General features: G+C 66.4%; 17 protein-coding genes. 7 read left to right on the top strand and 10 right to left on the bottom strand.

From position 1 onward, the window contains the following. Positions 1-6: 6 nt before the first annotated feature. Together imuA and lpxO are read right to left on the bottom strand one after the other, a co-directional pair. A complete protein-coding gene (gene imuA / locus RND78_RS13345) occupies positions 7-621 on the bottom strand; it encodes a translesion DNA synthesis-associated protein ImuA (protein ID WP_312729362.1) in 615 nt (204 codons plus the stop codon). A gap of 131 nt (positions 622-752) precedes the next feature. Beyond that, positions 753-1652, bottom strand: coding sequence for a lipid A hydroxylase LpxO (gene lpxO, locus RND78_RS13340; RefSeq protein ID WP_312729360.1), 900 nt, complete (start codon positions 1650-1652; stop codon positions 753-755). 178 nt (positions 1653-1830) lie between these two features. On the opposite strand from lpxO, the gene RND78_RS13335 reads away from it, so the two are divergent. After that, on the top strand, positions 1831-2313 hold the full coding sequence (locus RND78_RS13335; protein ID WP_312729358.1) for a DUF4124 domain-containing protein: 483 nt from the start codon (positions 1831-1833) through the stop codon (positions 2311-2313). Positions 2314-2336: 23 nt separating this feature from the next. Here RND78_RS13335 and RND78_RS13330 read toward each other — a convergent pair whose 3' ends face one another. The 3 genes from RND78_RS13330 to RND78_RS13320 form a co-directional block, all read right to left on the bottom strand. Next, on the bottom strand, positions 2337-3281 hold the full coding sequence (locus RND78_RS13330; protein WP_312729356.1) for a transporter: 945 nt from the start codon (positions 3279-3281) through the stop codon (positions 2337-2339). 71 nt (positions 3282-3352) lie between these two features. Beyond that, positions 3353-4120: a coniferyl-alcohol dehydrogenase gene (locus RND78_RS13325; RefSeq protein WP_312729354.1), complete on the bottom strand. Its 768-nt coding sequence runs from the start codon at positions 4118-4120 to the stop codon at positions 3353-3355. A gap of 183 nt (positions 4121-4303) precedes the next feature. Next, positions 4304-5776 (bottom strand): benzaldehyde dehydrogenase, encoded by a 1473-nt coding sequence (locus RND78_RS13320; RefSeq protein WP_312729352.1) that lies wholly within the window; start codon positions 5774-5776, stop codon positions 4304-4306. A gap of 228 nt (positions 5777-6004) precedes the next feature. On the opposite strand from RND78_RS13320, the gene RND78_RS13315 reads away from it, so the two are divergent. Both RND78_RS13315 and RND78_RS13310 read left to right on the top strand, forming a co-directional pair. Continuing rightward, positions 6005-7738, top strand: coding sequence for a sigma 54-interacting transcriptional regulator (locus RND78_RS13315; protein WP_312729350.1), 1734 nt, complete (start codon positions 6005-6007; stop codon positions 7736-7738). 54 nt (positions 7739-7792) lie between these two features. Further along, on the top strand, positions 7793-8254 hold the full coding sequence (locus tag RND78_RS13310; RefSeq protein ID WP_059227316.1) for a MarR family winged helix-turn-helix transcriptional regulator: 462 nt from the start codon (positions 7793-7795) through the stop codon (positions 8252-8254). Between the two features lie 466 nt (positions 8255-8720). Here RND78_RS13310 and RND78_RS13305 read toward each other — a convergent pair whose 3' ends face one another. From RND78_RS13305 to RND78_RS13295, 3 genes are all read right to left on the bottom strand, one after another. Continuing rightward, positions 8721-9653 carry an amidohydrolase family protein gene (locus RND78_RS13305; RefSeq protein WP_312729348.1) on the bottom strand — a complete coding sequence of 311 codons (933 nt, stop codon included), beginning with the start codon at positions 9651-9653 and terminating at the stop codon, positions 8721-8723. Between the two features lie 69 nt (positions 9654-9722). After that, a complete protein-coding gene (locus tag RND78_RS13300; RefSeq protein WP_312729347.1) occupies positions 9723-11054 on the bottom strand; it encodes an MFS transporter in 1332 nt (443 codons plus the stop codon). 79 nt (positions 11055-11133) lie between these two features. Then, positions 11134-12111, bottom strand: a complete 978-nt coding sequence (locus RND78_RS13295) for a hydroxyacid dehydrogenase (RefSeq protein ID WP_312729346.1) — start codon at positions 12109-12111, stop codon at positions 11134-11136. 215 nt (positions 12112-12326) lie between these two features. Between RND78_RS13295 and RND78_RS13290 the strand changes: the two genes are divergently transcribed. Continuing rightward, positions 12327-13001: an RraA family protein gene (locus tag RND78_RS13290; RefSeq protein WP_059227309.1), complete on the top strand. Its 675-nt coding sequence runs from the start codon at positions 12327-12329 to the stop codon at positions 12999-13001. 388 nt (positions 13002-13389) lie between these two features. Here RND78_RS13290 and RND78_RS13285 read toward each other — a convergent pair whose 3' ends face one another. Together RND78_RS13285 and RND78_RS13280 are read right to left on the bottom strand one after the other, a co-directional pair. Further along, positions 13390-14733 carry an MFS transporter gene (locus tag RND78_RS13285; RefSeq protein WP_312729344.1) on the bottom strand — a complete coding sequence of 448 codons (1344 nt, stop codon included), beginning with the start codon at positions 14731-14733 and terminating at the stop codon, positions 13390-13392. A gap of 56 nt (positions 14734-14789) precedes the next feature. Beyond that, a complete protein-coding gene (locus RND78_RS13280) occupies positions 14790-15710 on the bottom strand; it encodes an SMP-30/gluconolactonase/LRE family protein (RefSeq protein WP_312729342.1) in 921 nt (306 codons plus the stop codon). A 208-nt stretch (positions 15711-15918) separates the two neighbouring features. On the opposite strand from RND78_RS13280, the gene RND78_RS13275 reads away from it, so the two are divergent. The 3 genes from RND78_RS13275 to RND78_RS13265 are packed head-to-tail and all read left to right on the top strand — an operon-like array spanning position 15919 to position 18659. Further along, positions 15919-16962: an ABC transporter substrate-binding protein gene (locus RND78_RS13275; protein WP_312729340.1), complete on the top strand. Its 1044-nt coding sequence runs from the start codon at positions 15919-15921 to the stop codon at positions 16960-16962. Between the two features lies 1 nt (position 16963). Further along, positions 16964-17788: an ABC transporter ATP-binding protein gene (locus RND78_RS13270; protein ID WP_312729338.1), complete on the top strand. Its 825-nt coding sequence runs from the start codon at positions 16964-16966 to the stop codon at positions 17786-17788. Then, positions 17781-18659 carry an ABC transporter permease gene (locus tag RND78_RS13265; RefSeq protein WP_312729336.1) on the top strand — a complete coding sequence of 293 codons (879 nt, stop codon included), beginning with the start codon at positions 17781-17783 and terminating at the stop codon, positions 18657-18659. Before RND78_RS13270 ends, RND78_RS13265 begins: the two co-directional genes overlap by 8 nt. The last annotated feature ends 27 nt before the right edge of the window (positions 18660-18686 follow it).

The following is an 18686-nucleotide window of genomic DNA, read 5'->3' as shown; positions in this document are numbered from 1 at the left end:
GCCGCCTCAAGCGCCGTCGGCCAGGCTAAGGACGCCCGGCTGGCCACCCCGGCACTTGAGGACGTGCACCCGCTCCAGGGGCGCCCGCAGTTGCAGGCGCAGGGCGGCGGGCGAAGGATTCTCCAGCGCCGCGACCGGACGCAGGGCGAAGGCCAGGGTACGACCGCTCTCGGCGGCGACCTGCAGCCGCCGCAACTGGCGATCGTCGGCTCGTTCGGGCCAGCAGAGCACCGCGCCGAAGCAACCGGAACGCAGGCACTGTTCAGCGGCCCAGAGGATTTCGGCGCCCTGGGCGCGGACCACCACCAGGGCCTCCAGGGCGACGCCGGCCGCCTGCCAGGCCAGCGGATAGGGCGACAGCGGTGGACCGATCAGGGCGATGCGTTCGGCAGCCTGGCTCAGGCGGGCCAGGGTCGGCCAGAGTAGTTGCAACTCCCCCTGGCCAGGTCCGGCGAGCAGCAGTTCGGTGAGGGCCGCATCCGGCCAGCCCGCACCGGGCAGATGGGCATCGAGCGCCGCAACGCCCGTGGGCTGCCGGCTGCGCCGCGCCTCGGCGCTGGCCTGCCCCTTCCACAGCCGTCGCTCCTCGAACAGCCGGGCCAGGCTGGCGCCGCCGTTCATGCCACCGAACTCGCAAGGGTGTTGTCCATGGCCAATGCCTCTATCTGTATATTTATACAGTATTAGTATTGGCGGGGGACCTGCCCGAGGTCAAGTCGAACCGGCGAGTCGGCGGACGAACGTTCTCCGGTTCAGATCCAGAGGATCACGCCGACCAGGGCCGCCAGCAGCAGCCACTGCTCCAAGTAGTAGCGGAAACGGTTGCGCTTCTTCAGTGCCTTGCCGCGCTGGCGGATGCGATGGAGGTACTTGAAGGCGCGATTGAGGCCACCGGTCCTATCGCCGGCCTCGTTGGGCGAGGCGGCCGAGGCCAGCAAGGTACTGCTGACCCAGCGGTTGAAGGCGTCGGCCCAGCGATAGCGCAACGGCCGCTCCACGTCGCAGAACAGGATGATGCGATCCTGCTCGGTGGCGTTCTCGGCGTAGTGGATGAAGGTTTCATCGAATACCACCGCCTGGCCATCGCGCCAGTGATAGCGCCGGCCATCCACCTCGATGAAGCAGCGCGGATCGTTGGGAGTCACCAGGCCCAGGTGATAGCGCAGCGAACCGCCATAGGGATCGCGATGCCGGACCAGCCGTGAACCGGGCGGCAGCTCGGCGAACATGGCGGCCTTGACCGTACCCAGCCCCCTGAGCAGTTCGGTGGTCCGCGGGCAGAGCTGCATGGCGGAAGGATGGCTATCGCCGTACCACTTCAGGTAGAAGCGTTTCCAGCCACTCTTGAAGAAGGAATTGAAGCCGGCGTCGTTGGGCTCGGCGGATTTCTTGATCTGGCCGGCGCGCAGCAGAGTCAGGGCTTCGTCGCGGATGAGCTGCCAGTTGTCTTGCAGCACCTGGAGTTCAGGAAAGCGCTCCACCTCGTGATAGGGCGCATTGGGCACCCGCGAGGTGAGGAACATGAAGGCATTGAGCGGTGCCAGGAAGGTGGAATGGTCACCGAGCTGGCGCAGGAAGGGATGGCGCACTCGTCCGCGGAAATGCACCAGCAGCACGCAAAGGATGAACACACCGATGACGAACCACTTCACGGGCCGTTGCCTCAGGACATCTGTATCGGGATGTTATACGCCGCACGCCCCGCCCAGCCTAGTCCTACAGTCAGACCTTTTCCTGAACGGCCGCTGACCAAGCCGCCGCGACGCTGGGAGGCCGATCGGCCATCTTGTATCCTCGAGGTGACAATTCAGGTACCCGGGGTGCCTCATCATGCGTTCGCTGCTGTTTGGACTGCTGCTCGCCAGTGGTGCCGTGACAGCCCAGGATGTCTACAAGTGCGTGGACGACCAGGGCCGTACGACCTATACCCAGAGCGCCTGTCCGGCCGCCAGCCAGGTCACCACCATCCCGCTGCAGAGTCTGCCCGACAGCAACGGTTTCACCCCGCCACCGCGCCAGGCGGTGGCACCGGCCCCGGCGGCGCCCCAGCAGATCATCGTGGTACCGGCACCGGCTCCCAGCCGCCCGCGTCCGGTGGACGACATCACCATCGTGGGCGGCTCCTCTTCTTCCCGCAGCAGCCAGCAGACCGAGGTGCGCGGCTCGGGCGTCATCTATCAGCCCTATCCGGTCTACATCGACCGCCGGCCGCGCAACGAAACCTGGCACATGGTGCCTCATCCGCAGGCGCCCCGGCCACCCGCTCCACCGCCCTCGCCACCGCTGCCGAATGGCATCCCGATCGACCGCTGAGTGCGGCGCGACCGGGCGCTCGGCTACAGCTTGTGCAGGAAGTTGACGACGAACTTATGCCCCTCGGTGCGGTTCTCGGCGTCCTGTTCGAAGTAGCTGTTGAAGGTGATCAGGTTCTGCTTGGAAAAGGCGTAGGTGAAGCCCGGTCCCCAGGCCCAGACCTTCTCGCGGCGACCGCTCACGTCATGACCATCCACCTGGGTATCGGTGATCTGCCTGAGCCAATAGCCGCTCAGGCCGAGGCTGAGCCGGTCGTTCAGCGCGTACTGGGTGGCGAAGTTGGCGTGCAGCGCCTGCCCGGCCTGGGTATCGGAAACATCGCCGAAGCTGCGTAGTGGCTGGTCGTTCCTGCCGTTCCACAGGTACCAGAAGCGTCCGGTAACCGACCACTGGGGCGTCAGCCAATAGGTGGTGGCGTAATAGGGATTGAAGGACCAGAAGTTGCTGCTCGGATTGATCGCCCGGTCGCGATCGTAGCGCCCGGTGGGGGCGACGACCTCGGCTTCGATGCGTTGCGCCCAGCGCGGACCGCCATCGGGTCGGGTGGTGGTGGGCAGTTGCAGGAAGACGCCCAGGGTCAGGTCCCCTACCCCTTCGCGGGCACTGAGGGCCTGGCCGCCGAGGCCGTCGTCGACATCGGCATGGACCAGCCAGGGCAGGATAGCGGTGAAACCCGGCATGGCGCCGTTGGCCAGGGGCTGGCCGACGTAGATGATCTGGCTGACCGGGGCGAAGGTGGTCAGCTCCTGCTTGGGCAACGGCAGCTTGCGGCCGTCCTGGTCGTTGAAGCGACTGGTCTTGCCGTAGATCAGGTACTCCTCCCAGTACCAGCCGGGACCATCCGGTGCCGGGGCGCCGTCGTAGAAACTGGTGGAGCCGAGGTTGAGACTGGGCAGGTCGTAGGCCTGGACCAGACTGGAGCCGAAGCTGGCCGCAGCCAGCAGACTGAAGCGAAGCGAGGTGCGCATGACGTCATCCTTGGATTGTTCTTGTTGTGGGAAAACGCGAGCCCGTGCCCGGGCGGGCACGGGATTCCGGGTCAGACGTAGCTGGCGGCCAGGCCGCCATCCACCGGCAGGTTGGCGCCGTTGATCCAGCGCGAGGCGTCGCTGCAGAGGAAGGCGATCACCTCGGCCACCTCGTCGGCCAGCGCCGGACGCAGCATGCGCTGGCTATCGCGGGCGACGCGCTCCTCACCGAGCATGCTGACGAAGTCGCCGAGGATGGGGGTGAACACCGGCCCCGGCGCCACGCAGTTCAGGCGCACGCCGAATTCGCGGAGCCAACTCTGGGACTGCACGAAGCTCCAGACGATGAGCGCCTCCTTGAAGTACTGGTAGCAGGTCGCCTGCGCCACCGGATGAGCCTCCAGCCAGGCCTGGGCCTCGGCGAAGTCGGCGATCCGCGCCAGCTCGCGATGCTGGGCCAGGCGCTCCGGCCATTCGGCACCGAGGATGGAAGCGACGTTGACGATGGCACCGCCCTGCCCCAGTCGCCCGACCAGTTGCTGACTGAGCAGGCGCAGGCCGAGATAGTTGACCCGCGCCACGGTTGCCGCCGGTGCCGTACCCGGCACCCCGGCGATGTTGCAGAGGCCGTGCAGGCGCTCCGGCAAGCGGCTGACCAGGGTGGCGATGCTGTCCGGATCGCCCAGGTCGGCCTGGTGGAAGTCATCCAGGCTGAGCTGGGGTTGGTTGCGGTCGACACCGATCACGGTGGCGCCTTGGAAGCGCGCCAGGCGTGCCAGTTCGGCGCCGATACCGGAGGCTACGCCGGTGATCACCAGGGTCTTGCCATTCAGGGTCATGGGACTTTCCTCTTGTTGTTATTGGGGATGGAACAGGGGCTTGGAGCCTGCTCAAAGGCTCGCGAGCTAGAGCCAAACAAGGCGAACACGGCTGAGGAAGCGGAATTTACGAGTAGTAAATGAGCATTCCGAAGTCGTGTTCAACGCGGTTTGGCCGACGCGCAGCAGCCTTTGAGCAGGCTCTCAGAAGGGGTAGCGTGGCGGCTCGTTATGCTCAGTCACCCATTGCCACTGGCTGTAGTCGTCCCAGTTGCACAGGCCGCCGACACTGCCGCCATTGCCGGACTGGCCGCGACCGCCGAAAGGGTTGACCACCTCGTCATTCACCGTCTGGTCGTTGAGGTGCAGCATCCCGCAGTCCAGTCGCGCACCCAGGGCGCGGGCACGGGCCAGGGAGCCGGAGAGCACGCCAGCCGCCAGGCCGTAGGGGGTGCGATTGGCCAGCTCGACGGCCTCGTCTTCGTCGGCGAAGGTCGCCACGCTGGCCACCGGCCCGAAGATTTCCTCGTCGAAGGCGCGCATGCCGGGGCGGACGCCGCTGAGCACGGTCGGGGCATAGAACAGCCCTTCGTGACGACCGCCCTGCTCCAGGCGAGCCCCCGCGGCCAGGCTATCCGCGACGATGCCCTGGACGCGCTGCAATTGCTGGGCGTTGATCAGCGGACCGAGCTGGGTGGTGGGCTCCAGGGGATCGCCCAGACGCAGGGCCGCGGCGCGGGCCACCAGGCGCTCGGTGAAGGCCGCGGCAAGGCGTTCCTGCACCAGGATCAGGCCAGTGGCCATGCAGATCTGGCCCTGGTGCAGGAAACTGCCCCAGGCGGCGCAGCCGACGGCGAGGTCGAGATCGGCATCGTCCAGCACGATCAGCGGATTCTTGCCGCCCAGTTCCAGGGCCACCTTCTTCAAATGACGTCCGGCGGTTTCGGCCACCTGGCGCCCGGCCCGGGTCGAGCCGGTGAAGGCGATCATCCGCACCTGGGGATGGGCGCAGAGCGCCGCCCCCGCCTCGGCGCGTCCGGGCAGCACCTGCAGCACGCCCTTGGGCAGGCCGACCGCCTCGAACAGCCGGGCGATCAGGATGCCGCCGCTCACCGGCGTCTGGTGATCCGGCTTGAGTACCACGGCGTTGCCGCAGGCCAGGGCCGGGGCCACGGCCCGTAGCGAGAGGATCAGCGGAAAGTTGAAGGGCGAGATCACCCCGACCACGCCGTGAGGTAGCCGGCGGGCATAGGACAGCGCACCGCGCTCGCTGGGCAGGACCACGCCATGGGGTTGCAGCAACTGGCCGGCGACCTGCTGCAGGATGACGCCGGCTTCACGCAACTCCAGCTCGGCCTTGGGCAGGATGCCGCCCGTTTCCCGGGCGATCAGCGGCGCCAGCTCGGCACGATTCAGCTCGAGGTGCGCGGCAGCCGCCAGGAACAGGGTGGCCTTCTGCCGAGCCGTCCAGCCGGCCCAAGCCGGTTGCGCCCGGGCCGCCTTGCCGCAGGCCTGGTCGATGTCGGCGACGTTGGCGAGGCCCGTGCGATGCAGGGGCCGACCGCTGGCGGGTTCGCTGACCTCCAGGGTACCGCCTTGGGCGGAGATCCAGTCGCCATCGAAAATTCGCTCGCGCCAGGACGCACCGTCCAGGAATGGCGTGGGATGTTCGCTCATAGCCTTCTCCTTGTTGTTATCGAGCCTCGGTGGGCTCCAAGGAACGGAGCAAAGGCTGTGCCCAGCACCGGGCAGGAGAAAAAAGACCATTGCCATCAAGCGCTTGCTGCCGTGAACAGACAACCGAGGCAGGCCATACCGGCGAAAGCCTTACTCAAAAGATAAAGTTATGATGTATAACCATCTTCTCGATTGCGCATTTGCGCAGTTCTCCCGAGAGGTCGTGCCATGGCCCTGTCCGAACGTCTGTCCCTCAGCGATCTGCAACAGGTCGCCCCCGGCTGCCAGCGTGGCGACAGCGCGGCCTGGAACGACAGCGCCACCCCGACCCAGGCGGAACTGGCCGAGTGCCTGTTCTTCTCCCCCGGCGACGGTCGCATCTGGCTCAACGATCAGCGCATGCTGCTGATGCATGCCTCGTCATTCGGTGCGCTACGCCGGGAACTGATCGGCGCCCTGGGCCAGGAACGCGCCCGCGGCCTGCTGACCCGGGTCGGCTATCTCTCCGGGGTGCGCGACGCCGAGCTGGTGCGCAAGCGCTGGCCCCAGGCCGACGCGGCGGCCATCTTCGCCGCCGGGACCCGCCTGCACGGTCTGGAGGGTCTGGTGCGGGTCGAGCCGCTGCATTTCGAATTCGACATCGAGCAGGGTCGCTACGGCGGCGAATTCCTCTGGCATCATTCGGCCGAATGCGACGAGCACCAGATCGCCCATGGCCAGGGCAGCGACCCGGCCTGCTGGATGGAAACCGGCTACGCCATCGGCTATGTCAGCAGCCTGTTCGGCCGCCTGGTGATCTTTCGCGAAGTGGAATGCCGGGCCATGGGTCACCACGTCTGCCGGGTGGAAGGCCGCAATGCCGAGCGCTGGCCCGATGTGGAAGAGGACCTGCGCTATCTCAACGCCGCCGGCGCCGACACGCCCGTCACCACCACGGCGCGGCTGCCTGCCCTGCTGCCGCTGGCCGCCGCCGACCAGCCGCTGGTGGGCGCCTCGGCCGCCTTCAACACGGCCTTCCGCGCCCTGCAGCGGGTAGCCCCCACGCCGGCCACGGTCCTGCTCACCGGCGAATCCGGCGTGGGCAAGGAACTGTTCGCCAGCCACCTGCACCGCCTGAGTCGGCGCGCGGACGGTCCCTTCGTCGCCCTCAACTGCGCGGCCATCCCCGAGAATCTCATCGAAGCCGAACTGTTCGGCGTGGAGCGTGGCGCCTTCACCGGTGCCAACCAGTCCCGCGCCGGACGCTTCGAACGGGCCCAGAACGGCACCCTGTTCCTCGACGAGATCGCCTGCCTGAGCCTGCCTGGCCAGGGCAAGTTGCTGCGCGCCCTGCAGGAGCGCGAGATCGAGCGGGTCGGTGGCAGCCGCACCCTCAAGGTGGATGTGCGGGTGATCGCCGCCACCAACCTGGACCTGCGCGAGGCGGTACGCCGCGGCGACTTCCGCGAAGACCTCTTCTATAGGCTCAATGTCTATCCCATCGGCATCCCGCCGCTACGGGATCGTCGCGACGACGTGCCCCTGCTGGTGGACCTTTTTCTGCGACGCTTCTGCGCCGCCTACGAACGCCCGCCGGTGGGCCTGACCATGCGTGCCCTCAAGGCGCTGCTGCGCTATGACTTTCCCGGCAACGTGCGCGAATTGCAGAACCTGGTGGAGCGCGGCGTGATCGCCAGCGACCCCGGTGAGCTGATCGATCTGCCCCACCTGTTTCGCGGTGAACCCCTGCCGGACGACCTCCGGGAGCCGGCAGCGGAGACAATCGGCTGGCTGGCGCGCCTGGGTGTGGACAGCGACCGTCCGTTGCACCTGGGCCAGCTCGAAGCCGAACTGCTGGACGAAGCCCTGGCCCGCAGCCGCGGCAACGTGGCCGCCGCCGCGCGGCTGCTGGGCCTGAGCCGTGCCCAGTTCGCCTATCGCCATCAGCGCGCGAGGCGGCACGGAGCGCGGGAACTGGATTAGAATGATGCAGCTGTCTCCTCCCTTCGCCACCACCGACGGAAACCCTTCCCGCCGATGAGTTCGCCCAACGACGCCGTGCCTCGCGACACCGCCACCCCCTGGCTGGACACTGCCGTAGGCTATGCCCTGCGCCGCGCCCAGATGAAGATGTTCCAGCACCTGGTGGATAGCCTGGCCAGCTACGACCTGCGCCCCGCCCAGTTCACCGCCCTGGTGATCCTGGAACAGGAGCCGGGCCTGATGCAGGCCGACCTGGCCCGGCGCCTGGCCATCGAGCCACCGCAACTGGTCCTGCTGCTGAACAAGCTGGAACGCCAGGGCTTGGCCGAGCGCGTACGCGGCACCCAGGACCGCCGCGCCTATGCCCTGCACCTCACCGACCAGGGCCGCGCCCTGGTCGGCGAACTCAAGGACCGCGCCGCCGCCAGCGACCGCGCCGCGAGCGCCCCGCTGGACGATGCCGAACGCGCCGAGCTGTTGCGCCTGTTGCGCAAGCTCAACGGGGATCTGCAGTAGTACGCCACGCCTGTCCGGCCCCCTCTGCTTCTGGCTATCGCCCAGGTAGGCGTACCCTATCGCGGTCATGGCGGTCCGCTGCTACCGCTCCTACAAGAGCACTGCCCCCTGTAGGAGCGACTGTATTATCGCTACAGGCCTACATCACGCAGCGTGGAAAACGGCGCAGCCTTTTCCATGGGAGACGTCGCGCCGAGGGGCTCCCTTACCCCAACCCTCTCCCAAGGGGAGAGGGGCTATCCAAGCAGGCGTTCAGTTACATCCACCCCGGCAAAATCACGATAAACCGTCATGCCTCCTTCGGTAGGAGCAGCCCGTCGCCGCGATCAGTCAGACAGTTGCCTCCAACGGTGTCGAGGTGCTTTGCAGGCGCGGCCGCATCGACGGACCGCTGGATCAGGTTGGCATCCGAAGCCTGATCCAGGCCCCCTGCTCCCCCCATTGCACCGCCCAGCTCGCCCGAGCGTCAAAAGCCATAAAGACTGATCGGGTTGTCACGCAGGATGGCGCTGCGCACCCTGTCATCGGGTGCCCAGTCGGCCAGTAGGTCGAAGATATGGCCATCGTCCGGCTTGTTGCCGACCGCCACCGTGGGATGCGGCCAGTCGCTGCCCCACAGCAGCCGCTCTGGATGACGCCGCACCAGTTCCCGGGCCACGGCGCCGACATCCACATAGTCCGGCGCACCACTGCGCGATTTGATGTAGGGGCCCGACAGCTTCACCCAGGTGCGCTCGCCGTCCAGCAGACGAGTGATAACGCCGAAGGCAGCCGAATTTATCCCCTCCGGTTGCGGCACGTGGCCCATGTGATCGATCACCAGACGCGCCGGCAACCGTCGCAGCCGACTCTCCAGCTCTATCAGCTGATTGCCTGGCGCCACCACCTGGACATTCCAGCCCAGCTCATCGACCCGCGCCGCCAGGGGCTCCAGATCGGCCAGGTCGGCGCCGCCGTAGCTGAGGTTGAAGCGGATACCACACACCCCGGCCTTGTGCAGCTCCTGCAACTCGGCATCGGTGATGCTCCGGTCGATGACCGCCACGCCGCGGGCCTGGCCCTGGCTGCGCGCCAGGCCGTCGAGCAGGCAGCGATTGTCGGTGCCATAGGTGGACGGCGTGACGATGACCATGCGCTGCAGCCCCAGCAGTGCCTGGAGCCGGTGGTAGTCGTCCAGGGAGGCATTGGGCGGGAGCAGCTTGGCTCCCGGGGCGGCCGGGTAGCGGTCATCGTAGAGATGCATGTGGCAGTCGACGCTGCCGGCCGGGGCCTTGAGTTTCGGTGCCATCTGGATACTGGAGAACGGGGTGGCGGCCTGGACGCCGAGGGCATCGAACAGGCACAGGGCGGCACTCGCTGTGGCGCTCGCTTTCAGGAAACGCCGACGATTGAAGGTCATGATGCATTCCTTGAAGGACTGCCGGCCCCAGCGGGCCGGCAGTGATAGGCGACTTTTTCAGACCAGCCGCTAGCCGGCGTTGGTGGCTACGGTCTGGGCGTCTGCCTTGGCACGCGCGGCCTTACGGCCCATGACCAGCACCAGCAAGCCGCTGATGGCGCACAGGGTGGCCAGCGGCAATACCGCCAGGGCGTGGCTATGGGTCGCCCCATGGATGGCACCATAGACGTTGACCATCACCCCTCCCCCGATCAGGTTGGCCAGGGCGCCGATGGCAGCCAGGCCGGCGGCGGCGGTCGAGGACGACAACCAGCCCGAGGCCAGTGCCCAGAATGGGCCCTTCATCGAGTAGGCCCCGATCAGCACCAGGCTCAGCAGGATCACGGTGGCCGCCAGGGACGAGGTGAACATGCCCGCCAGCAGGCCCACGGCGATCAACAGCATGGTGAGCGAGGTGTGCCAGCGACGCTCGCCGGTGCGATCCGAGCTGCGCCCCCAGAGCACCATCGCGACGGAAGCCAGGCCATAGGGAATGGCATTGGTCAGGCCGACCTCCAGGTTGGACAGGCCGAAGCCCTTGAGCAATTGCGGCGCCCAGACGCTCATGGTGCTACCGGCCGCCGAGGCGCCCGAATAGATCAGCGCCATGACCCAGATATCCTTGTGCTTGAGCAGCTGCCACAGGGAGATATGGCCGATGCTGGTCTTGCGCCCGCGCTCCTCGGCCAGCTTGAGGGTCAGCCAGCTGCGCTGTTCGTCGCTCAGCCACCTGGCCTGCTCCGGGCGGTCGGTGAGTACGAACAGGCAGGCGATGCCCAGCAGCACCGCCGGGATGCCTTCCAGGATGAATAGCCAGTGCCAGCCACGCATGCCCAGCCAGCCATCCAGGCTCAGCAGCAGGCCCGAGAGCGGCGAGCCGAGGAAGTTGGCGCCGGGGATCGCCACCATGAAGATGGCGACCATGCGCGCCCGGTAGTTGGAGGGCAGCCAGTAGGTGAGGTACAGCAGCACGCCAGGGAAGAAGCCGGCCTCTGCGGCACCCAGCAGGAAGCGCATCACGTACAGCGAGTTGGCGCCCTGGACGAAGGCGGTACCGGCCGAGATCAGGCCCCAGGTGATCATGATGCGGGCAATCCAGAGGCGCGCGCCGAAGCGCTGCAACGCCAGGTTGCTCGGCACCTCCACCAGGAAATAGGAAAAGAAGAACAGGCTGCTGGCGAAGCCGAAGATCGCCGGCGTCAGGCCCAGATCCTGGTTCATCTGCAGCGAGGCCATGCCGATGTTGCCACGGTCGATGATGGCGATGAGGTAGCAGAGGATCAGGAACGGCAGGATGCGCCAGGCGACGCGACGCATGGTGCTGCGTTCCAGTTCGCTGATCTCGGGCGTGGAAGAGGTCATGCAGGCTCTCCGTCTTATTGTTGTGGAGATAGACGTAGCGGGCGGGCCCGGAAGGAGACCGCCCGCACTGACGCAAGGATCAGGCAGCGATGAGGTGACGATTGACCACGGCACGCGACTCGACGTTCTTGCCGTTCCAGTGATCGAGCACCTGCTGCACCGCCACCAGTCCGACCCGGTCCCGGGCCTCGGTGGTGTTGGCGCCCACGTGAGGGGTGGCGACCAGGTTGGTCAGGCCCCAGAGGGCACTATCGGCCGGCGGCGGCTCGGGGTGGAAGGTATCCAGGCCGGCACCACCGATCCGCCCCTCACGCAAGGCGGCTACCAGCGCCTGGGTGTCGATCAGTTCGCCACGGGCGGTGTTGATCAACAGGCTGCCGGGACGCATCCGGGCGAACTGGGCGGCACCGAACAGGTGGCGGTTGGCCTCGGTCAGCGGGCAATGCAAGCTGATGATGTCGCACTCGGCCAGCAGGTTGTCGAAGCTCTCCTCCCGCTGCACGTGATCCCGCACCGGCAGGGTCTGGAGATAGGGATCGTAGACCCGCACCTGCATCCGCAGCGGCGCCACCAGGTCCATCAGCACGCTGCCGATGGACCCCAGGCCCACCAGGCCGAGGGTCTTGCCGAACAGCTCGGTGCCGTTGGCCTGGGCCTTGTCCCAGTGCCCGGCGTGCATCCGCGCATTCAGCCACGGCGTCTGCCGGGCCACGCTGAACATCAGGGCGAAGGCGTGCTCGGCCACCGACTGGGCGTTGGCGCCCAGGGCGATGGTGACCGGAATGTTTCGGTCGGCAGCGGCCTGCAGGTCGATGGTGTCGTAGCCGACGCCGTGCTTGGCGATGATCTCGAGCTTGGCCGAGGCCTCGATCATCTCGCGGGTCAGCTTGCCCTGGCGGACGATGATGGCGTCGGGCTGCTCCTGGCGGATCAGCGCGACCAGCTCGTCCTGGGGCATGTAGGGCTGGGTCGGCACGACGCGGATGCCATGGGCAGCGGCCAGGGCCATGGCGTCGGGAGCGAGTTCGGGGCCGGTGAGAAGCAGGGTGCGGGTCATGTGGGTAATCCCTTGTTGTTATGACGTCGTCCGTCGGGCGGACAGCCAGAAAGGCAGGATTTGACCTTAGCATAATGGAACAGCGTTGCAATACTTGACCTAACTACGAATTACCTACCGATCATCCGACCATTGAATGTTCAAAAAAGAAATGCCATTCTGAAATTCGACACCCGCTCCAGCGGCATCCAACAAAGCCCACAAGAGAAATGCCCATGACCATCGGATTCAGAGTTCTCAATGCCCAGCGCAAGGTCGCAGCCGAATGGGTCGCACGCTACCGCGAAGTCCCGGTCGCCAACGTCAGCGATTCCATGAACCGCATGACCGCCGGCGGCTCGCGCCTGCGCCCCATGCATCGCCAGGGCGTGCTGGCCGGCCCGGCGCTGACCGTGAAGGCGCGCCCGGGCGACAACCTGATGCTGCACTACGCCCTGGACATCGCCCAGCCGGGTGACGTCATCGTGGTGGATGCCGGCGGCGACCTGACCAATGCCCTGATCGGCGAGATGATGGTGGCCTATGCGGTCAAGCGCGGCGTGGCCGGCATCGTCATCAACGGCGCCATCCGCGATGCCGCCAACATCGGCGCGGGCGACTTCCCCCTGTTCGCCGCCGGCATCTCCCACCGCGGTCCCTACAAGGACGGCCCGGGCGAGATCAACGTCCCCATCGCCATCGACGGCATGGTCATCGAGCCGGGCGACCTGATCATCGGTGACGACGACGGTCTGCTCTGCGTGCCCTACGACCAGGTCGCCGAGGTCTACGACCGCGCCACTGCCAAGCACGCCGCCGAAGAGAAACAGATGCGGCAGATCGCCGAAGGCACCAACGACCGCAGCTGGGTGCTGGAATCGCTCAAGAAGAAGGGCTGCGCCCTGCCCTAGTCGTCTTCCTGTCCAAGCCGGGGTGCAACACCCGCCGGGCTGGACCGCTGGACCACCAAACGCCCGCTGCCTGCAGCGGGCGTTTTACCGTTCAGGACTTGGTAACGCCGCACGGTGTGGTAACGGCGCTCGGACTCCGCGCGTCTCTTCCATTACCTCTTGGCGATTGCCTGGATAACCAGGCCTTGAAGACCTCCGCTGCGCTCGGTCCGGGCGTCCGGGTGGTCGTGCCAGTCCTCTTATCGAGCGCCGGCGCCTTCTCGTTCAGGCAGTAACAACTCTCGCCCTCGTCGCGGCTGGCGCCGGCAAACCCGCGCCCAGCACCGGTGATAGCGCCACCAAAGCAGAAGGCGGCTCGTGGCCGCCTTCTGTGTCGCTCAACCCGGACTCAGGTCCGCAGCGGTGCCTCGCCACCGGTCTTGAGCGGCGCCCGACGACTCGGATCGCCCAGCCAGAGCATCAGGATGACACCCAGCGCCAGTACCGAGGCCACCACATAGAAGGGCCCGGAGTAACTCTGGGTCGCATCCTTGACCAGGCCGATGGCGAAGGGTCCGACGAAGCCCCCGAGGTTACCGATGGAGACGATCAGCGCCAGTCCACCCGCCGCGGCCCGACCGGTCAGGAAGCTGGAGGGAATGGCCCAGAAGGTCGCCTGGAAGGACAGGATGCTCGCCACCGTCACGCTCAGGCAGCTCATGCGCAGCAGCGGATCGGCCGACAGCGCGGCACCGACCAGGCCGCAGGCGGCCAACCCCAGGGCGCCCGCCACATAGGGCAGGCGGTGGGTGCTCTGGTTGGCCTGGCGCGCCCAGAGCGTCATGGCGACGGCACCCAGTATGTAGGGGATCGCAGCCACCAGGCCTACGGTGCTGTTCTGCATACCCAGGCTCTTGATGATCTGCGGCATCCAGATGCCGATGCCCACGGAGCCGACGATGCCGCAGAAATTGATGGCGGCCAGCATGAACACCTTGGGATTGGTCAGGGCCGCGCGCAGGGTGGAGCCATGGGTCGCACCTATCTCACGCTGCTCACGAGCCAGCCGCTCGGTCAGCCAGGTCCGCTCGCGGGTGGACAGCCAGCGCGCCTTGGCCGGCGAATCGACCAGCACGAAGAGGCAGACGATCCCCAGCAGCACCGCCGGCAGGGCCTCCACCACCAGCAGGAATTGCCAGTTCTTCAGCCCCATGAAGTCGTGGACGTCCAACAGGAAGCCCGACAGCGGCGAGCCGATGATGTTGGCGGTCGGGATGCCCAGCAGGAAGGCGGCGGTGGCCTTGGCGCGCCACTTCCCGGGGAACCAGTAGGTGAAATAGAGATAGACCCCCGGGGTGAAACCGGCCTCGGCCACCCCCAGCAGGAAGCGCAGGATGCTGAAGCTGACCGGGCCGGTGGCGAAGGCCGTGGCCACGGAGATCAAGCCCCAGGTGATCATGATCCGCGCGATCCAGATCCGCGCGCCGAAGCGCTGCATGAGCAGGTTGCTGGGAATCTCGAAGATGAAATAACCGAAGAAGAACAGGCCGGCCGCCCAGCCGAACATGGTCGCGGTCAGCCCCAGGTCCTTGTTCATGCTGATGGCGGCGAAGCCGACATTGGTGCGATCCAGATAGCTGATCACGTAGCAGGCGAAGATGAACGGCAGGATGCGCCACAGGGCGCGCTGCAGGACCTTCTCACCTTCGGCATCGGTCATGGGCGCCTCGGCGCCCGGCGGGATCTGACTCATGGGTAACCTCTGTTGTAATTGTTGTGGTGCTGACAGGGATGTCGATACGCGGCTGGCTAGAGGTGAGAGAACATCGGCAGCCCCCGGACGCCGGTCTCTGCGCGCAGGATGCTGCCGGTCTCGGATTCGGTGATGAACAGGCTGCGCCCCTCGGGACCGCCGAAGGCCAGGTTGGTATTGCTGATGCCGGCGCAGGATTTCAGCCGGGCCAGCGGCTCGGCCACCGGCGACAGCTGCCAGACCGAACCGAAGCCGGTATGGGCGATATAGAGGTTGCTCTGCTCGTCCAGCGCCAGACCGTCCGGACCGCCGAGTCCGCCGTGCAACTGGGCGAAGACGCCGACCTTGCCGATCAGCGAGCCGTTGCCCAACGGAATGCGCCAGATCTGCTGCGCCCGGGTCACCGCCACCAGCAGGTGATTGAGCCGCGGATCGAAGACGATGCCGTTGGGGCTGGGCACCGTGGCCAGCAGGCAGCTGAGCTGGCCGTCGGCGCCCAGGCGATAGACCCGGCCGCTGGCGTCCTGCAGACCGGTCTGGCCCTGATCGGTGAAGTAGAGATCGCCAGCCGGCGAGAACACCAGGTCGTTGACCCCTTTGAAACCTTCCGAGCCCGCACTCCCCAGCACCGTCTCCACTTCGCCGCGTATCGGGTCGAGCAGCAGGATGCCGCGCCTGTAGTCGGTGATGAAGATGCGGCCATCACGATGGATCTTCAGGCCGTTGGGCCAGCCATCGTATTCGCAGACCAGCTCCCATTCGCCCCGCGGATCGATGCGGAAGATGCGCCCATTGGGGATATCGGTGACGTAGAGATTGCCCTGGCGATCGAAGGACGGCCCCTCCAGGAAGGAATCGATGGCCCGGCCCTGGCGATTGGCATCGGCCCAGGCCGTTCGCTTGGGCTGACGATAACGGTCGGGCAGGCGGGTGAAGAGGGTGGTTTCCAGCGTCGGCGGCGCGGCGAAGAAGCTCATGAACAAGCACCTGAGAAAGGTCGAAGTCGTCCCCGAGGAAACCGAGGTCTTCGAGATTTTGTTATTTGCGGAATGGCGTTCCAAAAATAAAACAGCCAAGGCCAATTGCAAGCGAAAGTTTCACGAATCTACCGCTTGTCTTGACAGAACTGGCTTTTCTCAATACTCATAAAAGAAATGGCATTTCAAAAATAACAAGGAGAACGCCATGCTGCAGCCCTTCGGCCACCCATCCCGTCGTGCCCTGCGCCGACTCGTCCAGCTACTGGGCCTAGCCACCAGCCTCACCCTCGGCAGCGCCCTGCCCGTCCAGGCCCAGACCGAACAGGCCCAGGTCACCCTGGCGATCCAGTATGGCTATGCCTATCTACCGGTGACCCTGGCCGACAAACTGGGCTTCTTCCGCGAGCAGGCCAAGGCGGCCGGCCAGCCCGACACCCAGTTCGACATCAAGCGCATCAGTGGCTCGCCCGCCATCAACGATGCTCTCATCAGCGGCAACATCGACATCGGCGGCTATGCACTGCCGGGCACCCTGGTGGCCTGGCAGAAGACCCAGAAATCCCTCGACATCCGCGCCCTCTGCGCCCTGGTCGCCGGCGACAATGCCCTGTTCGTCAACGACCCCTCGATCAAGACGCTCAAGGACTTCAAGCCCGACCAGAAGATAGCCGTGAGCTCCCCCACCGGCCAGCAGGCCCTGCTCTTGCAGATGGCCGCCGAGCGTACCTTCGGCCCGGGTCAGGCGCATCGACTGGACAACCTGATGGTCGCGCTGCCCCATCCGGACGCCACCGCCAGCCTGCTCAACAAGGCCGGGATCACCGGCTACATCGGCCCCAACCCCTACAGCTACCTGCTGGCCAAGGACCCGAAGGTCACCAAGCTCTTCGATTTTTCCAAGGAACTGGACATGCGCATGACCAGCGGGGTGCTCACCACCACGGGCAAGTTCGTCAAGCGCAATCCGGGGCTGAGCGCCGCGGTGGTCGCCGCCATCGGCCAGGCCCAGGATTTCATCAAGGCCGAGCCGCGCAAGGCCGCCGAACTCTTCCTGCAGTCCGAACCCTCCAGCCTGAGCCTCGACCAGGTGGAAGACATGCTGCGCGGCGTCAGCGGCGACTGGTCGGTACAACCCATCGGCGTCATGGCCCTGGCCAACTTCATGGTCAGCACCGGCGCCCTCAAGGAAGCCCCCCAGCGCTGGCAACAGGTCTTCTTCGATCCCGTGGCCAGGGGCGAGGGCAACTGACATGAACACCGCAGCCAGTCAGTCGCCCGTCGCCACCCCCGCCAACGCCGCTTGCCTGTTGCAGGTGGACGAGGTCACCCTCCAGTACAAGACCCGCGAACAGCTGATCACCGCCACCCACCAGGTGTCCTTCGAAGTCCGGGAATACGACAGGTTCATCCTGCTCGGCCCCTCGGGCTGTGGGAAATCCAGCCTGCTCAAGAGCGTCGCCGGCTTTCTCGAACCGGCGGCGGGCCATATCCGTCTCAACGGCCAGGACGTCCGCGAACCCGGCCCGGATCGCATGATGGTGTTCCAGGAATTCGACCAGCTGATGCCCTGGAAGACGGTGCTGGGCAACATCCTCTTCCCGCTTCAGGAAACCCGTCGCTTCCCCGCCAAGGAATTGCGCGACCGCGCCCGGGCCGCCGCGGTTAAGGTAGGCCTGGAGAAGTTCGTCGATGCCTATCCACACCAGCTCTCCGGCGGCATGAAGCAGCGCGTGGCCATCGCCCGCGCCCTGGCCATGGAGCCGGCCATCCTGCTGATGGACGAACCCTTCGCCGCCCTCGACGCCCTCACCCGGCGGCGCATGCAGGAGGAGTTGCTCGGACTCTGGGAGCAGTCACCCTTCACCCTGATGTTCGTCACCCACTCCATCGAGGAGGCCATCCTGCTCGGCTCGCGCATCCTGGTGCTCAGCCCCCATCCCGGCCAGGTCCGTGCCGAACTCGATGCCAGCCAGTACGGCTTCCGCCAGCAGGGCGCCGCCGGCTTCACCGCCTTCCACCAGCGCATCAGCCAGATGCTGTTCGGCCCCAATGCCAGCGAGACCGCCCATGACTAAGCCCGCCGTCATCCTGCAATCGCGCCCGGATATCGAGTACACCCCCATCGCCCCCGGCCAGGTCGGCGACATCGCCCGCCGCCTGGGCCTGGCCGAGCGTCTGTTCGCCCAGGCCGGCGTGCGCCGCACCCTGGTACTGGTCGCCCTGGCCATCATTTGGGAGGTCTATGCCCGCTATCTGGACAACGCCCTGATGTTCCCGACCTTCAGCGACACCGTCGTGGCGCTGTGGACCGATCTGCTCAATGGCGCCCTGCCCCTCGCCGTGCTCAGCTCGCTCAAGGTGTTGATGGTGAGCTATGGCCTGGCCATCGCCCTGGCCATGCTGCTGACCACCCTGGCGGTATCCACCCGGGTGGGTACCGACATCCTCGCCACCCTCACCGCCATGTTCAATCCGCTGCCGGCCATCGCCATCCTGCCGCTGGCCATGCTCTGGTTCGGCCTCGGCGTGCAGAGCCTGATGCTGGTCATCGTCCACTCGGTGCTCTGGGCGGTGGCGCTCAACACCTACTCGGGTTTCCTCTCGGTCAGCCAGACCCAGCGCATGGCCGGGCGCAACTACGGCCTGCGCGGCATTCGGCTGGTGGCCAAGGTACTGATCCCGGCGGCAGTGCCTTCGATCCTCGCCGGCCTGAAGATCGGCTGGGCCTTCGCCTGGCGTACCCTGATCGCCGCCGAACTGGTCTTCGGTGTCTCCGGCAACTCAGGCGGCCTGGGCTGGTACGTCTTCCAGCACCGCAACGCCCTGGAGACCTCCAATGTCTTCGCCGGCCTGCTGATGGTGATCATCATCGGCCTGGTGGTGGAAGGCCTGGTGTTCCGCAGCATCGAGGTGCTCACGGTGCGCCGCTGGGGCATGCAGAATTGAGCCGCCGCGTGCCAACCGCCAAGGTCA

The sequence above is a fragment of the Pseudomonas oryzihabitans genome (assembly GCF_032027545.1).
Taxonomy (GTDB): Bacteria; Pseudomonadota; Gammaproteobacteria; order Pseudomonadales; family Pseudomonadaceae; genus Chryseomonas; species Chryseomonas oryzihabitans_F.
The sequence above is the reverse complement of the archived record's forward strand: the minus strand, read 5'-3'. Positions and strand labels throughout refer to the sequence as shown.